The 17,456-nt window shown below is 54.1% G+C and carries 12 protein-coding genes; 10 read left to right on the forward strand and 2 right to left on the reverse strand.

The features are described from left to right. Positions 1–8: 8 nt before the first annotated feature. The 8 genes from A6X21_RS10220 (at position 9) to A6X21_RS10255 (ending at position 12,990) form a co-directional block, all read left to right on the forward strand. Positions 9–1,532, forward strand: a complete 1,524-nt coding sequence (locus A6X21_RS10220) for a type I restriction-modification system subunit M (protein WP_068847669.1) — start codon at positions 9–11, stop codon at positions 1,530–1,532. Beyond that, positions 1,529–2,695: a restriction endonuclease subunit S gene (locus A6X21_RS10225; RefSeq protein ID WP_068847670.1), complete on the forward strand. Its 1,167-nt coding sequence runs from the start codon at positions 1,529–1,531 to the stop codon at positions 2,693–2,695. The genes A6X21_RS10220 and A6X21_RS10225 overlap by 4 nt, the downstream gene beginning before the upstream one ends. 5 nt (positions 2,696–2,700) lie before the next feature. Further along, positions 2,701–6,927 (forward strand): N-6 DNA methylase, encoded by a 4,227-nt coding sequence (locus A6X21_RS10230; RefSeq protein ID WP_068847671.1) that lies wholly within the window; start codon positions 2,701–2,703, stop codon positions 6,925–6,927. Further along, positions 6,920–8,512 (forward strand): AAA-like domain-containing protein, encoded by a 1,593-nt coding sequence (locus A6X21_RS10235; RefSeq protein ID WP_083233524.1) that lies wholly within the window; start codon positions 6,920–6,922, stop codon positions 8,510–8,512. The genes A6X21_RS10230 and A6X21_RS10235 overlap by 8 nt, the downstream gene beginning before the upstream one ends. Before the next feature lie 154 nt (positions 8,513–8,666). After that, positions 8,667–10,490: a PDDEXK family nuclease gene (locus tag A6X21_RS10240; RefSeq protein WP_068847673.1), complete on the forward strand. Its 1,824-nt coding sequence runs from the start codon at positions 8,667–8,669 to the stop codon at positions 10,488–10,490. Positions 10,491–10,503: 13 nt separating this feature from the next. Continuing rightward, positions 10,504–12,015, forward strand: coding sequence for an argonaute/piwi family protein (locus tag A6X21_RS10245; RefSeq protein ID WP_068847674.1), 1,512 nt, complete (start codon positions 10,504–10,506; stop codon positions 12,013–12,015). A 361-nt stretch (positions 12,016–12,376) separates the two neighbouring features. Next, positions 12,377–12,667, forward strand: coding sequence for a hypothetical protein (locus A6X21_RS25520; protein WP_369009490.1), 291 nt, complete (start codon positions 12,377–12,379; stop codon positions 12,665–12,667). Next, positions 12,667–12,990, forward strand: a complete 324-nt coding sequence (locus tag A6X21_RS10255) for a hypothetical protein (RefSeq protein WP_068847676.1) — start codon at positions 12,667–12,669, stop codon at positions 12,988–12,990. The genes A6X21_RS25520 and A6X21_RS10255 overlap by 1 nt, the downstream gene beginning before the upstream one ends. 1,778 nt (positions 12,991–14,768) lie before the next feature. Here the strand turns inward: A6X21_RS10255 and A6X21_RS10265 are convergent. Both A6X21_RS10265 and A6X21_RS10270 read right to left on the reverse strand, forming a co-directional pair. Next, positions 14,769–15,617: a hypothetical protein gene (locus tag A6X21_RS10265; RefSeq protein WP_068847678.1), complete on the reverse strand. Its 849-nt coding sequence runs from the start codon at positions 15,615–15,617 to the stop codon at positions 14,769–14,771. A gap of 176 nt (positions 15,618–15,793) precedes the next feature. Then, positions 15,794–16,081: a hypothetical protein gene (locus A6X21_RS10270; protein ID WP_131818282.1), complete on the reverse strand. Its 288-nt coding sequence runs from the start codon at positions 16,079–16,081 to the stop codon at positions 15,794–15,796. 388 nt (positions 16,082–16,469) lie between these two features. On the opposite strand from A6X21_RS10270, the gene A6X21_RS10275 reads away from it, so the two are divergent. Both A6X21_RS10275 and A6X21_RS10280 read left to right on the forward strand, forming a co-directional pair. After that, the gene (locus A6X21_RS10275) at positions 16,470–16,961 is read left to right on the forward strand and encodes a hypothetical protein (protein WP_068847680.1); all 492 of its coding nucleotides are present in this window, start codon (positions 16,470–16,472) and stop codon (positions 16,959–16,961) included. Between the two features lie 8 nt (positions 16,962–16,969). Further along, positions 16,970–17,320: a DUF1257 domain-containing protein gene (locus tag A6X21_RS10280; RefSeq protein WP_315851679.1), complete on the forward strand. Its 351-nt coding sequence runs from the start codon at positions 16,970–16,972 to the stop codon at positions 17,318–17,320. The last annotated feature ends 136 nt before the right edge of the window (positions 17,321–17,456 follow it).

Genomic DNA, 17,456 nt, shown 5'->3' on the forward strand with positions numbered 1-17,456 from the left:
GGACATCAATGAGCAAGGCCAAATCCAACAACGGCAACGTCGATCACCGTCGACAAGAGGTGCAGCAGATCGTCAAGAATGCTTGCGATCAGTTGAACTCCGAAGGTGTCGATGCCCGCAACTACGTCGAGCAGCTGGCATGGCTGTTCTTTCTCAAGGCTTTCGACGAAGCCGAAACGCGGCGCGAGCAAGAAGCCTCCTTCGACGATGCTCCCTACGAGCGTCGCCTGTCGGGGCCGTACGCGTGGTCGTCATGGGCCACCAAGACGGACCAGCCCGACGAGATGCTGGAATTTGTTGACGGAAAGCTGTGGATCAAACTGACCAGCCCCGATCCCAAGAAAGGCATGGGAGACGATCCGCTGGCGGAGCGTTTCCGCCGTGTCTTCGACAACGTCCGCAATTACTGCCGTCGCGGTGCGTCGTTCGCACGAGTGGTGGCTCAGGTCAATAAGCTGCATTTCAGCAGCGACACCGACGTGCATGTGCTGTCGGAGATTTACGAAGACCTGCTGAAACGCGTTGCCGCTGACAGTGCGGGCTATGCCGGTGAGTTCTACACCCAGCGTCACATCATTCGGGCGATGGTCGAAGTCGTGAATCCTCAGGTCGGCGACAAGGTCTACGACCCCTGCTTTGGCACATGCGGCTTTCTGGGAGAAGCTGCCGATTACATGCGAGATCAGCAGCGGAACTCGAAAGCGAAGCAGCTCAGCGGTCGCGATTTGGAGAAGTTGCAGTCGAAGACGTTCTATGGTCTCGAAATCAAACCGCTCACGTACCTGCTGGGTACGATGAACATGATCCTGCACGGGATCGAGTCGGCCAATTTGGAACTCGGAAACACCCTGGAAGTCCACAGCGACAACATTTCCGAGAAGGACCGGTTCGATGTCATCCTGTCCAATCCGCCCTACGGTGGAAAGATGGCGTCCGAGTTGCAAACCAACTTCCGCGTGCGCTCCAGCGCCACCGAGTGCCTGTTCCTGCAACATATCATGCGGAACCTTGCCAAGGGGGGACGTGCGGCTGTGATTGTTCCCGAGGGCGTCCTGTTTCGAGGCGGCCCGGATCAGAAGGTCCGCCAGGAGCTGCTCGAACACTTCAAAGTCCACACCATCTTATCGCTCCCGGCCGGGTGCTTTCTGCCTTACACCGGCGTGAAGACGAACGTGCTGTTTTTCGAGCGTCCCGAGGCCGAGCCCAAACCCGGTACAGTCGCGACAAAGGATGTCTGGTACTACGAGTTGACGAACGACGGATTCGAGTTGAAACAGACTCGTCGTCCCATCGACGGCGATCAGCTCCCCGACTTCCTAAAAAAGTGGCAGAAGCGAACCAAGGGCGACAACTCATGGATCGTGCCCGTCGATGAAATCATCGAACGCGGCCACGACCTGTCTGCCAGAAATCCTAATCGAAAAGACGATTACGAACATCGGCCAGCTCTCGAGCTTGTTCAGTCGATCCAAACGAAGGAAGAGCGAATCATGGATTTGCTTAGAGAGTTGGAAGGAATCCTCGGGTCATGATCACCATAAACGGATGGACGAATTACTCGCTAGGAGATGTTGCACCCGCATCATCGATTAACCTGCCCGCTGCGTCGGCAATCGTTTGGAATCTTTCACTCGAAGACATCGAGCCCTCAACCGGGAGAATCTTGAATCGCCAGACTTGCCGAGTCGATGAATTGGGTTCATCAAAGTGTGCGTTTGATTCGAGACACGTTTTGTACTCAAAGCTGCGACCTTATCTAAACAAGGTGGTTCTTCCCGACGAACCTGGAGTCGGAACGAGCGAACTAATTCCCTTGCTACCAGATAAAGATCGGATATGTCGGGAGTATCTTGCATACTATCTGCGCTCACCGTTGTTTGTAAACTTCGCGAATGCGCATACGCGAGGCGCAAATTTGCCTCGAATCGCGATGTCGGAACTATGGGAACATGAAATTCCTGCCCCAACATCGCTCGACGAACAGCGGCGGATCGTCAAACGGATAAACGAGTGTTTAAGTCGCGTCGATGAGATTTCCATACTACGTGCCGCGAGCCTCCGTGATCGTGAGCACCTACTCGAATCTTTAATTGAAGCCGAATTGCGCGCAGCTGACGGTGAGGATGTAGCGTTAGCAGACGTCTGTTCAATCGAATCACCGTTGGTGGATCCTCGCGAATCTCGCTTTCAGCAACGGTTGCACATTGGAGGTGCAAATATCGAGTCATCAACAGGACGATTTGTCGATCTCAAGACAGCACGCGAGGAGAAGCTCAAATCATCAAAGTTTACTTTCGATAGTCGAATGGTTCTCTACAACAAGATTCGTCCATATTTGAAGAAAGTAGCTAGACCAGATTTTGAGGGACTTTGCAGTGCGGACATGTATCCTTTGCTTCCCGATGGACATAAATTGTCGCGGGACTACTTGTTCTACTTACTGCTATCGAGGTCTTTTACGCGTTACGCGATCGATGGTTCGATTAGAGCAGGCATGCCAAAGGTGAATCGAGACCATCTCTTTTCGTTTACCTTTAAGCTACCCTCATTCGAGAAACAACAGAGTACGACTCGGATTCTGGACGGGGCATTTATCGTCGTTGAACAACTGCGAAGAGACATGCTGAGCACATCGATTGAAGTGGGTGCCCTGCGAGAGTCCATCCTTCGCAAAGCCTTTGCAGGGGAGCTGTAACCAACGTGGCTGATGTGTCGTCCCACAATGCGATCTGGCAGATGCTCGACCGAGTGCGCGCCACATCCCCGATCTCCGGAAGCGAGTTCGGCGTGGCACTCGCTGCGCTGATCTTCCTCCGCTGGGCCGACTTCGAAGAAGCCGAACGCGAAGCTATCGCCGCCTTCGACGATGTCACCTACGAACCCGTGCTCCCCGCCAGGTTCCACTGGCGGACCTGGTGCAACATCCGAGATCCGCGCGAACTGGAGCACCTCTTTCAGGAACTCCCGTCGGCACTCCACAGATTTGCAAACTCCCGCCACGACGCGATGGCCACGCAACTCCACCGCGTCGCCCCCGCCGTCGAGAAGCTCACCCGCTTCCCTGCCGATGCGCTTACCCACCTCGTCTACTGGTTGTCCGAGCAACCCTTCGAGACACCCAAAGACCGGCGGGCATTGCGCGATGTTCTCGATTTCGTGTTGCAGAACACCTACGACCGGTTCGCCGGGCAATTCTTTACGCCGGTACAAATCGCGGCGCTGATGGTGGAATTGGCCAAGCCAAAATCAGGCGAATCGGTCTACGACCCATGTTTTGGCTCCGCCGGATTGCTCACCGCAGCTTTGGAGATTGTGGAGCATCGCGACCATGCCCGAGTCCATCTGGGCGGTGCGACGTTTGCATCCGGTAAACAGCCTCTGCACCTTGCTGGTGTCGAAATCAATCCCGATGCGTATGTCATCGGCATGACACGACTCGTGCTCTCGGGCGTCAATGATCCGCAGATCGAGTTGGGCAACAGCCTGGAGCGTGTGCCATCGAACAATCCCAGTTCCGAAGGTTTCGACGTCGTCCTGGCGAATCCTCCCTGGGGAATGAAAGTTGAATTGTTTGGCCTGAATCATTACCCGATACCCGCCAAGGACTCATCGTCGCTGTTTTTGCAACATGCAATTTTGCAACTGCGTCCGGGTGGCCGAGGCGTCGTCGTTGTTCCGCCAAGCCTGCTGTTTCGATCCGGTCGCGAACAACAGCTTCGTGAATGGCTGATTCGCGAGAATACCGTTGAGGCTGTCGTTTCAATTCCACGGGGCGCATTCTCGCCCCATACGTCGATCGAAACTTGCCTGCTCCTCTTTCGTCGCGGGGGAACGACACGATCGGTCCGGATGGTCAACGCCGAGTCGATTTTCGAGAAGGCCAACAAGAGCCAGATTGCGGCGGCTCCGTTTATCATGGCCACACAGCTAGGTCAGCTTGTTCGCTCGCCCGAGACGGGCCGTGAATGGTGGGACGTAACCGTAGAGGACTTGGCTGAAATCGACTACGACCTCACCCCCACGCGTCGGGATCGGAGTGGCCTGGAACTCATCCTGGATTCGCTTCCCAAAGAAGCCGAAATACGACTTCTGAAGGATTGCTGCACGGTTATGACCGGTCGCAACATCCGGTCAAGTGACCTGACTCAATCTCCGCCAAAGTCGAACTACGAACCGTCGGGACAGACGCTGTTCCCAGATATCGAACGAGCCGAGATCAATCCCCAGCGGCCTTTCGAATTTGCGGATGCTCCCATTCCCTACATTCGCATTCGAGATGTCGAAAAAGGACATGCGACGCGGGGTTCGACCTGGTTGATGCCTGCGATCGCCTCAACGATTGAGGCACGATGGAAACTTCGCGCTGGCGATATTCTGCTTTCCAAGTCGGGAACGATTGGCAAGGCTGGTATTGTTCGCAACGGCGCTGTGGGGGCCATTGCCGCCAACGGATTCTTCGTGATTCGTTCCCAAGAGGGGATTGTTGATCCGCATTACCTTCTCGCTTATCTGCAAAGCTCTGAAACGAATGCCTGGTTGGAAGATCGCGCCCGTGGTGCAGCGGCTAAGCATCTGTCAGTCGCGGCAGTCAGCGAACTTCCTGTTGCTTTGCCACCACTTCAAGTCCAACAGCGAATCGCCGAGAAGCACCGTAAGTATGATGTCGACGCACTGACCTATCTGGCGGAGTTGTTGACGGAGGATGGGACAGACTCTCTGGCCTCTGAACTGAATGACTGGGTATCGCGAAACCTCAAACGGGTCGAGGGCTACGAAGGAGATCAATCGAGTCAGGCTGTGTTGGAGCTGCTCGAAGAAGTCGCCGACTCAAGGTGTCCGATCAACACCTGCAAATTCTGCAAGCAGCCATACTACCTGGACTATTCATCGACCTACCTCGCTCCGCCTACGGATTACACAAAGGGGATTGAATCGCATTGCCTCGAATGCTGGTTGGGGCTTGAACCCAGGGGATCGCATGTTGACTGCTTTGAGGACGAGACACCGATCGGCCCTTGGGCAATCGAATTCAGAGAATTAACGAAGCCTCTCGCTGGCGTTTCGAGCATTCCAGATCCGACGGCCCTTGTGAGTGTGCTCCAGCGAGTCGCGTCGAACGTGCGTGACACTGAGGCACTCATCGACGGAAACCTGCCAAATCAGGAGCGGGCGAGGCTACTGACTGGTCGTGTCGTCAGCCTCATCAACCGATATATCCAGACCCTTCTTGAAGATGCCAAGCTGGTGGTCGATGTCGTTTCCGCGACTGAAGACTATTTCGGCGAGATCTCAATTCGGTTGGAAATCGAGAACCGAGGGCGAGTCCCCATTCGCGATGTCCGGTTCTCAATGCACCCGACAATGGACGAAGTTGAACCACGCTCTATCTCGTTTATGCAGCCAGGGCACCGGTATGAGATTCACTTCGAGGGACAGAATCAGCGACTTTCTGATGAAATCAGAATCGCCGAAATGTGGTCCGATCCAGCATGGTCAGTTAGCTGGACCGCCCGCGACTTGGCCGGACATTCCGTCGAAGGTAAGCGCGACCTGAGTATCGACGTTCGACACGATGGTCGAGATTCGGTAGCCGAGCGAGAACCAGTTGAACAATTGGACGGTAGCCCTTACGTGTGTGGCGATCCGGTCACCCGAGAACGGCACGACGTGTTTTTTGGGCGAGACGAGCTCCTCGATCAGATCAAACGGCAGGTTTCACAAACTGGCAACGTCGTCCTGCTGGAGGGAAATCGTCGAGCAGGTAAGTCGTCGGTACTTTGGCACCTTGAAGGCCCGAATGCAGTGCCTGGTTGGCTCGGCGTGTATTGCAGCTTGCAGGGCACCGAAGGTGACCGTTCGGGTGGTATACCGACCGCTGAAGTGTTTCGAGGTATTGCCTATGAGATCGTACAAAGCGTTCGCAAGTTGAACGGCTCCGCGATTCTCCCCGATGGCTCGTTGCTTGATGGAGATCGCAGGCTGGGAATCGCAAGATCCCTGCGTCAGGGAATCAGTGAAGAAAGTCCGTTTCAGGACTTCCGCGAGTACCTTGAGCTGGTCCTTGAGACGCTCGCCAAAAAACAGCTCGGTCTTCTCTTGATGCTGGATGAGTTCGACAAGCTCCAAGAGGGCATCGACAAGGGTGTCACGTCGCCGCAAGTTCCTGAGAACATTCGGTTCCTCGTACAGTCGTACCCGAAGTTCTCAGCGATTCTTACCGGATCACGACGCCTGAAGCGAATGCGGGAGGAGTACTGGTCCGCTCTTTTCGGTCTTGGGACACGCCTTGGCGTTTCTGCATTGCCGCTAGAAGCCGCGACGAGACTGGTTACCGAACCCGTAGCCGGAAGACTGTCGTTCTCGAAATCGGCCGTCAACCGAGCCTACGAACTGACTGCCGGCCAGCCTTACTTGTTGCAGTGCCTCTGCAACCGCGTCTTCGACATCGCTGCTCGCACCGGCGTCCGTTCGATCAGTCTGGACCATGTCAACGATGCCGCTGCTGCTCTGGTGGAGGACAACGAACATTTTGCCAGCCTGTGGGATTACACCGAGTTCGATCGACGTCGTTTCCTGCTCTACCTGTTGCACCGCGAGGCAAACGGCCCCGATCCAATGCGCCTCGGAGTAATCGAAGCAAAACTGGAAGAGGCCGGGGTCGAACTCCGCGAGGAAATCGTGATCTCCGACCTTGAGTACCTCAGAGAGTTGGAGTTGGTCAATCTGCACGGCGAGTCGTCGGGTGCGCACTACACCTTGACGATTCCGATGATGGGCCAGTGGCTGGACTCGCAGCAGGACTACGAAGTTCTCCGCAGCCGCGCCCGAGCCGAAGCAGAGGACATCAGCGGAAAACTCAACGAGATTGTACGCCTTCAAGGTGAAATCGCAGAACTCGAAGACTCAATGGACACCGACGATGAGTAACGCATTCTTCCCTATACGTGGGACCGGCGACATTCCGCTGATTGGGCGAAAGGTCCTATTGGATCGCATCTGGAGCGATCTGACAAAGGCAACGCCGACCAATCTTTCGATCGTCGGACCAAAGGACATCGGAAAGACAGTCCTGCTGAAGGCACTTGTCGATCGAGCAAGTCAGCCAGGCTCTCCGTATGCGCTGGTTGTGTACTGGGAGCTGGGGTACGCCCCCCCACAGTCCGATGAGGAGTTTATCAGCCAGTTGTGCGACCTGATGTATTCCGCAATGGCGACCGACACCATTGCATACAAGGAACATCGGGCCGAACTGGCGAACGATAAGTCACTTCCAGTTCTTAAAGAGGTCATGGATCTGTTGCAGCTTGAAGATCGATCGGTATTGATGATCTGGGACGGATTCGACAAGCCCCTCAGTCAGGGCCTTCTTTCTGGACAGCTGTTCGGAAATCTTCGTGACCTGTTCTACGGAAAGAAACATCGGGTTGTTACGGCAACGCGGGCCACTCAAACCGAACTCGCCCGCAATAAGCAGATCGAGGACAGCCCATTTTGGAACATGTTTGACGTCAATCCGGTTCGGGTTGGGACTTTTGATGACACCGACCTGGAACAGGCACTGACGAATGCCTCGCTCTCGATGAGCCAGGGCGGAAAGAAAGAACTGCGCAACTGGAGTGGCGGTCACCCTGTGCTGGCACTTTCGATACTAAATTCGCTGATAAGGTCGGGAAGTAGCGAACTTACGAACGACCACGTCAATGGCGCAGCGGAAACGGTCGCATCCGAACTGTCGGTCTTCCTTGAAATGCTTTGGAACGAATGCAGTGCGACGACGAAGAGTGCGTTTTACTTGATCTTAGAAAACGATGGCATCGACCAGGTTCGTATCGGCGGAGAAGAAGCTCGGTATCTGCTTGCACGAGGCTTAGCTGTCCGCGACGGCTCAAAGATCAGACCTTCATGCCGACTGTTCACGCAGCACGCACGCAGTTCCAAGCCAGACAGTACCACGCTGGATCGCATGTTCGGTAATTGGGACGCTTACCGAAGGGAGATTCGTTCCATTCTTGAACTGAGAATCAAGCAGGTTAGGACGGTAAACGCTCGGCTGCATCGGCTGGTGACTCGGTGCCTCGATGACATTCCCGACTATCCCAATGACTGCCTTAACAATCTCACGAGTATCGAGGAGATTGCACTCGACACTATCTGGCAGCATGAGTTTGGTTCTGACGCAATGGTACCCAGGTCTGTGATCTCACATTGGACGCAGCCGCCACGGGATACGGACAACATCATTAAGCCAATGATGGACACTGACGAGTGGCGCCTTCCACGAGACCGATTTAAGCAACTGGCACTGCTGCAACGACTGACCGGCAGCAAAGTGAACTTCGATGCTCAAGCCAAATCCGTATCGAAGGACACTTACGTGCTCCTTAACGCAATTCATCAGTTTCGCAACCGGACGGAACACGCTGACGGACAGCCAATTCACGAAGGAGTCGCGGTCTCGGCTGTGCTGCTGTGCATCGAACTCTTGAGCTGCCTGGAGAGGGAGTTGGGGTAGTCCATGAACGGGAAAACAATTCGACTCTATCTGGTGAATGGCTCGCCGAAGGACATACTTGCAGTGGGCTTGTTTGCATACACAAGGGCAGTTCATAGGCGGCTTTTCCTTCACACAGCTTTCCCAACTGCTCCCATCGTGAAAGGGGGCTTGAATGGCGGCTGATCCCATTATTTACTCTCTGGAGCAGCTAACGGACTACGACCAGTTCGAGCGGCTTTGCCACGACATGATGGCGCTTGACGGTTTCCGCAACATCGAACCCATCGGCGGAAGCAAGGACAAAGGAAGAGACGCGTTACACGTCGATTCGTCAACCGGGACCGTGACGATCTTCGCCTACAGCGTTCGTGAAGACTGGCGAACAAAGTTGAGCCAAGACAGCAAGAAAATTCCAAAGCATGGCCATGCCTGCAACCGCCTCGTATTCCTTTGTACCGCGACGTTCACACCCTCAGAACGCGACGAAGCCATTCGATTCATCAAAGACTCCTATGGCTGGCCTCTTGAGCTTTACGGGCTAGAACGACTATCGAGCATGTTGCGGTCTTCGCACCGCGAACTGGTGGGACAACACCCGCAGATTTTCACTCCGCTCTTTTTCCCTTTCGCTGGCGGACTGTCTCTTTCCTTTTCGCCCGACCACCTGGTCATCGACCATGTTGACATTGACGCAGGATTGGCCCACTGGCTCTCCCGCCGATTAACTCTCGCAGGGTTTCACGTTTGGTGCCGGGGACTCGCGCCATTAGCGGGCACTTCGATCAATGAGACGGTACGCGGACTCCTTACACAGCGAGCGTTCCGATACATCCCAATCCTCAGCCCCGACGCGTTGAACGATCCGGAGTTTACCGCACGTCGAAACATGGCCCTTGCCGTCGGAGGAACACGGGGTTCGCAGATAATCATCCCCGCCATCGCTAAACCAATCGATACCACCCGACTGGATCACGAAACTCGCATCCTTTCGGCCGTACCGTTCCATGCAGGGTGGGCACACGGTCTAAAAGCCATCGAAGAATCACTCTCTTCCAACGCATGTCCCCGAAAGCCAGAAGGAGCGATAGAGCTTGCCATCCGGTCTTACTTTCCCGGTGAAATCGTCATCAGCGAGCCAGAAGATCTGGCCTCGAATCTGTTCAAGGTCACGAAAATACCGGAAGTCATCCATCGCTTTCACTCGACGATGCCGCTCGTTGACGAAGATGGACCTCTGGCGGGACAGTGGGGCTTCCGAAAGGTAAGCCCAACCCACTTTCTGAGCTTTCATTATCCGCCAGCAGAACTTGCGGTTGACTATGGCATCACTCAGAAGGGCGGTTCCGTATGGGCGAGCATAACCGAGATGGATGGAATAAGGGTGGATAACCTCCTTATCGAACTCATCAAGAAGTCGCTCTTCGCCGAATGCCGTCGCCGTGGGCTTGCCCATTGCGCGGACAGGCGGCTCGTCTATTTCCCGCCAGGGTTACTCAGAAACGACAACTTGTCTTTTCAAAGGCTGGATGGATCGCAGACGCATTTCTCCGTAGTCGGAGAGCGAACACATGGATGGGGAGAACGAGCATCAAAATACCGCTACCATGTGGCTCCTGTCTTCGCGGCAAGTGGCGATTCAGCGAAGGGATTCGAGATCATAGTTCGTATCCGTGCTCACATCACCGACCTCTCAGGAAAGCAATTCCCTGGGCGCGGTGGATTGATCCGAAGGAAGAAACTCTGCAAGAGCTGGTGGAACGAAGAGTGGTTGAATCGGGTGATGGGAGTGATGCAGTTCCTCGCTGAAGGAAAGGAACGCATCGAGATTGGTACGACCACGGATGAGAGTCTCTGGGTGGAACGAACTCCCCGAGTCTGGAGTGCTCCGGTCAAGCTAAACGAGGAGGCATTACGTGACGCGAAAGCCATCGCCGAAGAGGAGTTCATCTCCGCAAGCGACATCGAAGAAAACGAAGACGCCGATGCCGAGGAGTAGCATATCCCACGATATGGAAGAGGTTTTTAGCCTCGACGAACCGCTTCTTCAGTTCGCCGAAGGCCAATTCGCCGTCGATCCACACGATGGCCTCGCTCTGTACGGTCCTTACTCCCAGGGTATGCCATCGCATCCGGTTTCGCCGCCCTACATGGTGATTGGCACTCCAGAAGGTATTTCCGCCATGCGGGCTTGGTCCGAGGCGATGAACCACGCACATTCTGCCGCCGAGACCAAGACCGCCTCGCTGATGAAACTTCACAGACTGTGGCCGCCCTATCCCGGATTCGAGGTCGCCTTCGGCAGTCGATGGTCAACCACTCCAATTACAACTGTGGAGCTTAACCGTGAGGAATTGCTGAACGCCTCACGCAAGAAGGACTCGCACGAGCGATGCTTTGCCGTGATTGAGCAAATTATGCCAGCGTTCGAGCGAGCAAGAAAACATGATGCGAAGATAGCGGTTGCCATCTGCATCGTGCCGGATGATGTTTGGGCCAACTGTCGCACCGAATCCCGCGTTGCGAATCCAACCGACCTTGGGATCACGTCCGCGACTAAGAAATCGAGAATGCGGGGGCAGGGTGAACTCTTCGAGGAGTTCAATGCTGAGCAGTATCACTTTTCTCCAGACTTTCGGCGACAGCTCAAAGCCAGGACCATGCGTTACGACATTCCCATTCAGATTATTCGGGAATCGACACTCAAGCTATCCGATGAAACGGCATTTGGAGAACGAGGACTGACCAGGCTTTCCGACAGAATGTGGAATCTAGGCACAGCACTCTATTACAAGGCTGGGGGCAGGCCCTGGAAACTTCACTCGGCACGTGAGGGAGTCTGCTACATCGGCATTGCGTTTCGTCGCGCGAGCGAAGGCAACCGAACTGCTTGCTGCGCGGCGCAGATGTTTCTGGACACGGGCGATGGCATCGTGTTTCTCGGTGAATACGGTCCCTGGTACTCACCCGATAAGAACCAGTTTCACATTGAGCGCAGTGCGGCTAAACGGCTTCTGGAAGGGATTCTCAAAACTTATTCCGAGTTGGGAGGAAAGCCCCTCACTGAGATCTTTCTGCACTGCCGTTCCAGTATCAGCCGTGACGAATTCCAGGGATTCAGCGAGGCATGTCCTCACAACTGCAAACTTGTAGGTGTCCGTGTTAGATCAGATTCCTACGGTCCGCGTCTGTATCGAACAGGCACTATGCCGGTCATTCGCGGCACATTCCTCAAAATGAGCAACCGCTCAGGTTTTCTCTACGCATCTGGGTTCAAGCCCAGGCTTGGAACCTACGACGGATGGGAAACGCCAGTGCCGCTTCGGATTGATATCCAGCATGGCGACGCGACGATTGAGCAAGTGGCCCGCGATGTACTTGGGCTAACCAAACTGAACTACAATGCTTGCAAACTGGGAGAGAGTCAGCCCGTGACCGTGGGATTTTCGGATGCCGTTGGAGAGATATTGATCTCAAACCCCACGGTCGAGGACCGAAGACCGAACTTCAAGTTCTTCATCTGATCGTTGCTGACAGCCTTTGCGATCGTTCGGGATTTTGGCCTTTCTGTAACCGATCTACAATGAAAAAGTGACGTAAGCTCACACCGGATTTTGTCTTCCATCTTTTAGTCGCATTGTGACCGTAGGTGCGCGTTCGATGGAACTTTCAATTACCAGTAAGTCCTCGCCTTTCAGTGGATTTCGGTCTAGGTTAACCTTATCGTGCGTAATGGGATGAGGAAATGCATCGGATGACAAGGATGTTACCAATATGGACGACCGGGTGGTGCAACAACTGCAAGGATGTTGCTTCCCCGATCAACGACTCGAATTTTGAAAGGGAAAATTTCTTGGGAAGTTGAGTGATTAGATTGGCGAATCTATACCGATGGCCCGCCGGGACTATGCTGCGAGCAAGGCCGCTTATCGCTTTCTCGACAATGACCGGGTGAATGAGCAAAAGATTCTGGCCGAGCATTTACTCGCCATGCGTCAACACTTCGCCTCAGTTGATGGCCTGATCCTTGTGCTGCATGATGCAACCGAGTTCTTGTGCACTCTAACCGTCACTCAGTCTATCGGACAGACTCGCAAAATGGCCAGCGGGCACTCGGACAAATCCGGTCGCCAGCGATGCATACGTTGTGCAGCATACTCATGCATTAGAGCTTGATGGTCACTCGCGATGGCCTGCCGCTGGGCTTGGCGGCGGTCAAGCGATTGACTTGCAAGAAGTTCGAAGGCCTCAACGCTCGGGGGCTCAACGGTGGCAAGCACTTGGTCAACACGGCTCGGATGCCGATCAAAGAAAATAAGAGTTTCCACTGGCTGGAGAAAGTCCGGCAGTTGGCACGGACTCTCGGCAAAGCGGCCCGCTGCGTGCATATCGGCGACCGAGAGAGCGATATTTATGAGTTGTTCAGCGAGTGCGAATGGCAGGAGGCAAAATTTGTGCTTCGAAACTGTGTGAATCGCCAATGCCTCGATGGTCAGTAAACCGTGCCGAGTTGATGAAGAACCAGCTTCTCAAAGCCGTCCATCGCGGCGAAGTTCGAGATCGCGAAGGCCAGCCGACAAATGCCGTGCTGGACATAGGGAAGCTTTTTCTCGCAAGCTTGACTTCGATTTTTTGCAGAGAGAGATGATAGCGTTCCAGACGCCGGAAGGTCAGCGGCATCTCCGGCTGTGGGTGACCAAACGCACCTATATGTTACGGCAGTTTTATAATAGCATCTGAGGCTTCCCGATCATCGTCAGCACAATGACTATGGTCACTTCCGCCGTGACGCTATCCCTAAGTGGATACCTTCCGCGAGGTAAATGCGGTAGCTCGGGGTTGTCGCTGGAACCGCTTTGGGAACTCCTCGCGGAAAAGATCGACCTGACCGGGATCGACCGGGTCATCGTCGATGGAGATACCAGTGCGTAGGCAAACATGGGGTTGTTCCCTTGGGATTGGGCCATCGTACTGCGGGGTTGCTGTCAAAAGGAAGGAGTGGCTTTACTCCTGTCGCAACTCGGCCGTCGTCCCAGTTACCAGGGAAAAAGTTCAAGCTGCGGTATCTGCATAGCGGCGATTGGTCCAAGTGGACACGCGACTTGCGGGTCCGGGAGATGCCCGAATACTTCTAGAGCTACGCGAAGTAGATCGTGCCGGCGTAGAGCCGCAACCAATTGACTCTGACCGTTTAGCAGTTCACCACAAGGGAGTGCCCAACTTCTCGACCGGCGGACTCATGACAACGCCGACGGTCATTTAGGTGCTTGAGGGGACGAGTCTGGAACTCGCCTAAGGAAAATAATACCCGCGCCGAAAGAGGTTGACGTACAATACGTCAGCCTCGACGGCGACGGGCTTACTTGATCACTATCCGTTTCCGTGCATCTTGGATGCTGAATTATGATCAGAACCCGCGAATACATCGCATGGCACGTTGCCGGACACGTTTACGCGGCGAAAGTGTGGGGCTTTCCGGTTCACAAGCTGCACTGGACGGTTTCACTCAAGCCGACCTTGCAGATTGCGGCAACGCCAAACGCCTTGATCCTTGCAAGATGTTCTGCACTCCAGAATGGACTGTGATGACAGGCCTACACGCCTTCGCGAGAGTGCCTGAAGCCCTGCTGTCGTCGGCAATTGCTGTTCCCGAACGTCGAACAGTTCACCGACGGCTAGGCTCAGGCGTTGAAGGCAGCATAGAATCTGTGGTTGGATGAGTACCTGGGACGATTCAACACCGACCGTTAGGTCACCAGCACCATGGCTGTCGTGTATTCCGATTAGCCGTGTGCGTTCTCTAAGAGAGATCTATTTCCGAAAGATTACTTTCTCGAAAAAGTAATCTCGTTTCATCCGATTGTCGTGAGTTTTTGGAACTTCTGATGCCTGTCACAGCGTAATCTCGCCGACGAATTCAAATTTTTTACACGTGAAAATTTTGAAATTTCAGCATATTCAAACATGTGTTTCTGCAAGAAAAAGCTACTGGTGTGGGCGATCCAACTTCCTGGATGGCTCAAAGCGGTGCTTCGGAGTCCAAAAGCGATGTGTCGATTCGGCAGTACGGAATTGCACCGAGGGCGAGGTGTAGGAGCACTGGTGGCTAGCTCGACTTTCCTCTTCGAAAAGACATTCCTTGAAGAATGCCTCTTGGAGTGAAACGCGAGTCGATCATGACAGTTCGCGAATAACATCATCGTCTTTCAGCTCTTTGAGAGAATTGCGACGGTAAACGTCGCCACTTGCCAAGATGGGCTGACCTCTCATTGCAAAGTCATTTCTTTTTGCCTTTTTTCTTTTTGTTCCCATACGCGGATCTCATGCTCCCGAAACGAGTGAAGGATCGCCGCGTCCGTTGTTGCAGATGCTGCCGCAGCAGCACCAACCGGCTGTAATCTTCCGGATGCTCCGGATAGAGCAGCCGAGAATCGAATGCGGCAAAGTCAATGAAGATGCTCTGAAACTTCAGTGGCGTGTATTGCTTCAGAATGTACTGGTTCGGTGGTACTGGAAAATGAGGCCACCCCACGTTTTCAAGAAACAACAGTGTCCGATGCTCGACTCGCCAGGCCTTACCCAGCAGCGGCGTCACGATGCTCATCGTCAAACCGCCCTGGACCCATCGACCGTATTGATGGCGGCGGAAACGAACTTTCTTGAGAAAGTCCTCCGTGTCAGCCAGTGTCTTCACGACTTTGATGTGGAACGTCAACAGCATTCGTTCTTCATCATTGCCGAAGCCTGCACGTTTGAGCCGCATCCTTGCCGCAGCATATCGTTTGCGGGCCAGTGTCGCCCAGCAGAAGGGACACAGTGAATCGTAACAGCGATTGGTGTGGATCAGACTCTGGGTATTCGGTGGCGGACAGTTGAAGTGAGACCGCATGGTCCGGCAACCAGGTTTCCACTTCGCTCGTTTCAGCTCGTAAAGATTATGGATTTTCACAGCAGCCAGGGCCAGATATCGCTTAATCGGATCCGATCTCGATGGCAGCACAGAATCCAGAATGCGGGTGTAGAAACCATTCTTTCTCCGATCAACCAGTTCCAGCTCGTAGTTGAATTCCAGCACATCAAACAGTCGACTCGCATCACCTGGTTTTCGTGGTCCGTACCTCTTCATAAACAGTCTCGTTCCGTTAAGAAAAAACGCAAGTTCTTACAATTACAATCTTACCTTTAATAGTCCATCTATCGATGGACTACTAATGGCGGGGTTCTCACGAACAGCCGACCCGCCTAAGAAGGCGGGTCGGGGTAGAGTTTTATATCTCAGACAGTGTCTCTGTTGAGAAAAAGTCAGTTTCGAATTTTCTTCTTTTTCTTTTTCACAACAGGTAGGTCCTCAGCAGGTTTTGGTTCAGGAATCTTCAAGAGATCTGATGGGTGTTCTGCTGACTGTGCTTCAAGCGCTTCGTCAACATGCGCATCAATCAATGACCGTCTGACAGAATTGGCAACATCGTGCGCCAAACAGTTCAGAGCCAACTGATCTCGACCAACATGATGCCAGCGGACTGTTATGCCTGAGAATTCTGCTCGTTGAACCATGTGGTCAAACAACGTGGTGGACATCAGTTTGCGCAAAATTGTGACCTCTGTGTTGTCGAACTGAGTGTAATCGCACAGACCAGGCCTGTTCCAGACTGTAAATGCGCCTTGGCAGGTCGTCTGGCGTCTGAAAAGGGGTGTTTTCCGACCCGCACCCTAAATTTTGGCTGTTGGGGTGGCATAGAGCATGTAGTGGTCGAACTTAGCATGGGAACACCCCTGAAATGCGCAGGAAATCGATCCACGTCGAACCGTCGCCTCACACACCCGATTTGTCATTCATTTTGGAGATTTCTTATGGTTGTTCTGATTGGGCTGCTCAGCTTTGTGATTTTGTTGATAGCGACACTGCTGTTGCGTGAACGCCAACTCCGTTTGGGCTGGCAGAGGATTGCTTCCATGACTTTGGCGCAAAGGAACCGAGATGAATCAACTCAAGCTGGTGATGTTGGCCGTTCTGCTGATCATTGTGATCGGTAGTTGCAGTTCTCGATCTCGCGATGATCCGTCAGCAAGTTTTGTGAATGTTCAGGTCGATCAGAACCGGCGATTGGCCGAACTCCAACATCAATGGCAACAAGAGAGAAAATCTCTCTACGACCAGCGAGATGCACTGGAGCAGGAGCGGGCCCGGCTGGCTTCCCAGCGGCAACGGGAACCGATTATCGCGGCCCTTATCCTTCGCCTAGGTGAACTGGCTCTGTGTTTGGCACCGCTGGTACTCTGCTGGGTGCTGCTTAGATCTTCGCCGCCCGTCTGCGACTCCGAACTCATCGCTGAGACGCTGCTCCTGTCAGACATCCTGCCGGAGTCCCGCCGCGGTGATCCCCGGCTCTCCCCACCTGTGACGCCAACACAACCTTTAGTCCCTCATCTCTTACCCGATTCTCCTCCTAATGCAGAAAGTTCCCCATGAGTCATCTCGTGACCATAAAAACCCAAGTCAAAGACATTGCGGCCATTCGCCAGGCGTGCGTGCGGCTTCAGCTACCGGCTCCGCAGGCAGGGACAGCCCGCATTTACAACCAGGAGTGTTCCGGATGGCTGGTGGAACTGCCGGGATGGCGGTTTCCCGTGGTCTGCCAGACCGAAACTGGCGACCTTCAATACGACAACTTTCAGGGTCATTGGGGCGATCCCCAGAGACTCGACGCCTTCCTGCAGCATTACGCCGTCGCGAAGGCCACGCTGGAAGCTCATCGTCAGGGCCACACCGTTCAGGAGCGGCTGGAACAGAATGGGACCATCCGCCTGACAATCGGTCTCCCTGCCTGACAGCACCTGTTCGTCATCGACCGTCGTTACTTCGCAGCTCATTCCCCATTCTCAAAGGTTTTGCCATGCCTCCCACTCTCGAAGTGCTGGTCGCTCCCGATGGCTCGGTCCAGGTGAAAGCCCAGGGCTTTACAGG

It is taken from the genome of Planctopirus hydrillae (assembly GCF_001707835.1).
Classification (GTDB): domain Bacteria; phylum Planctomycetota; class Planctomycetia; order Planctomycetales; family Planctomycetaceae; genus Planctopirus; species Planctopirus hydrillae.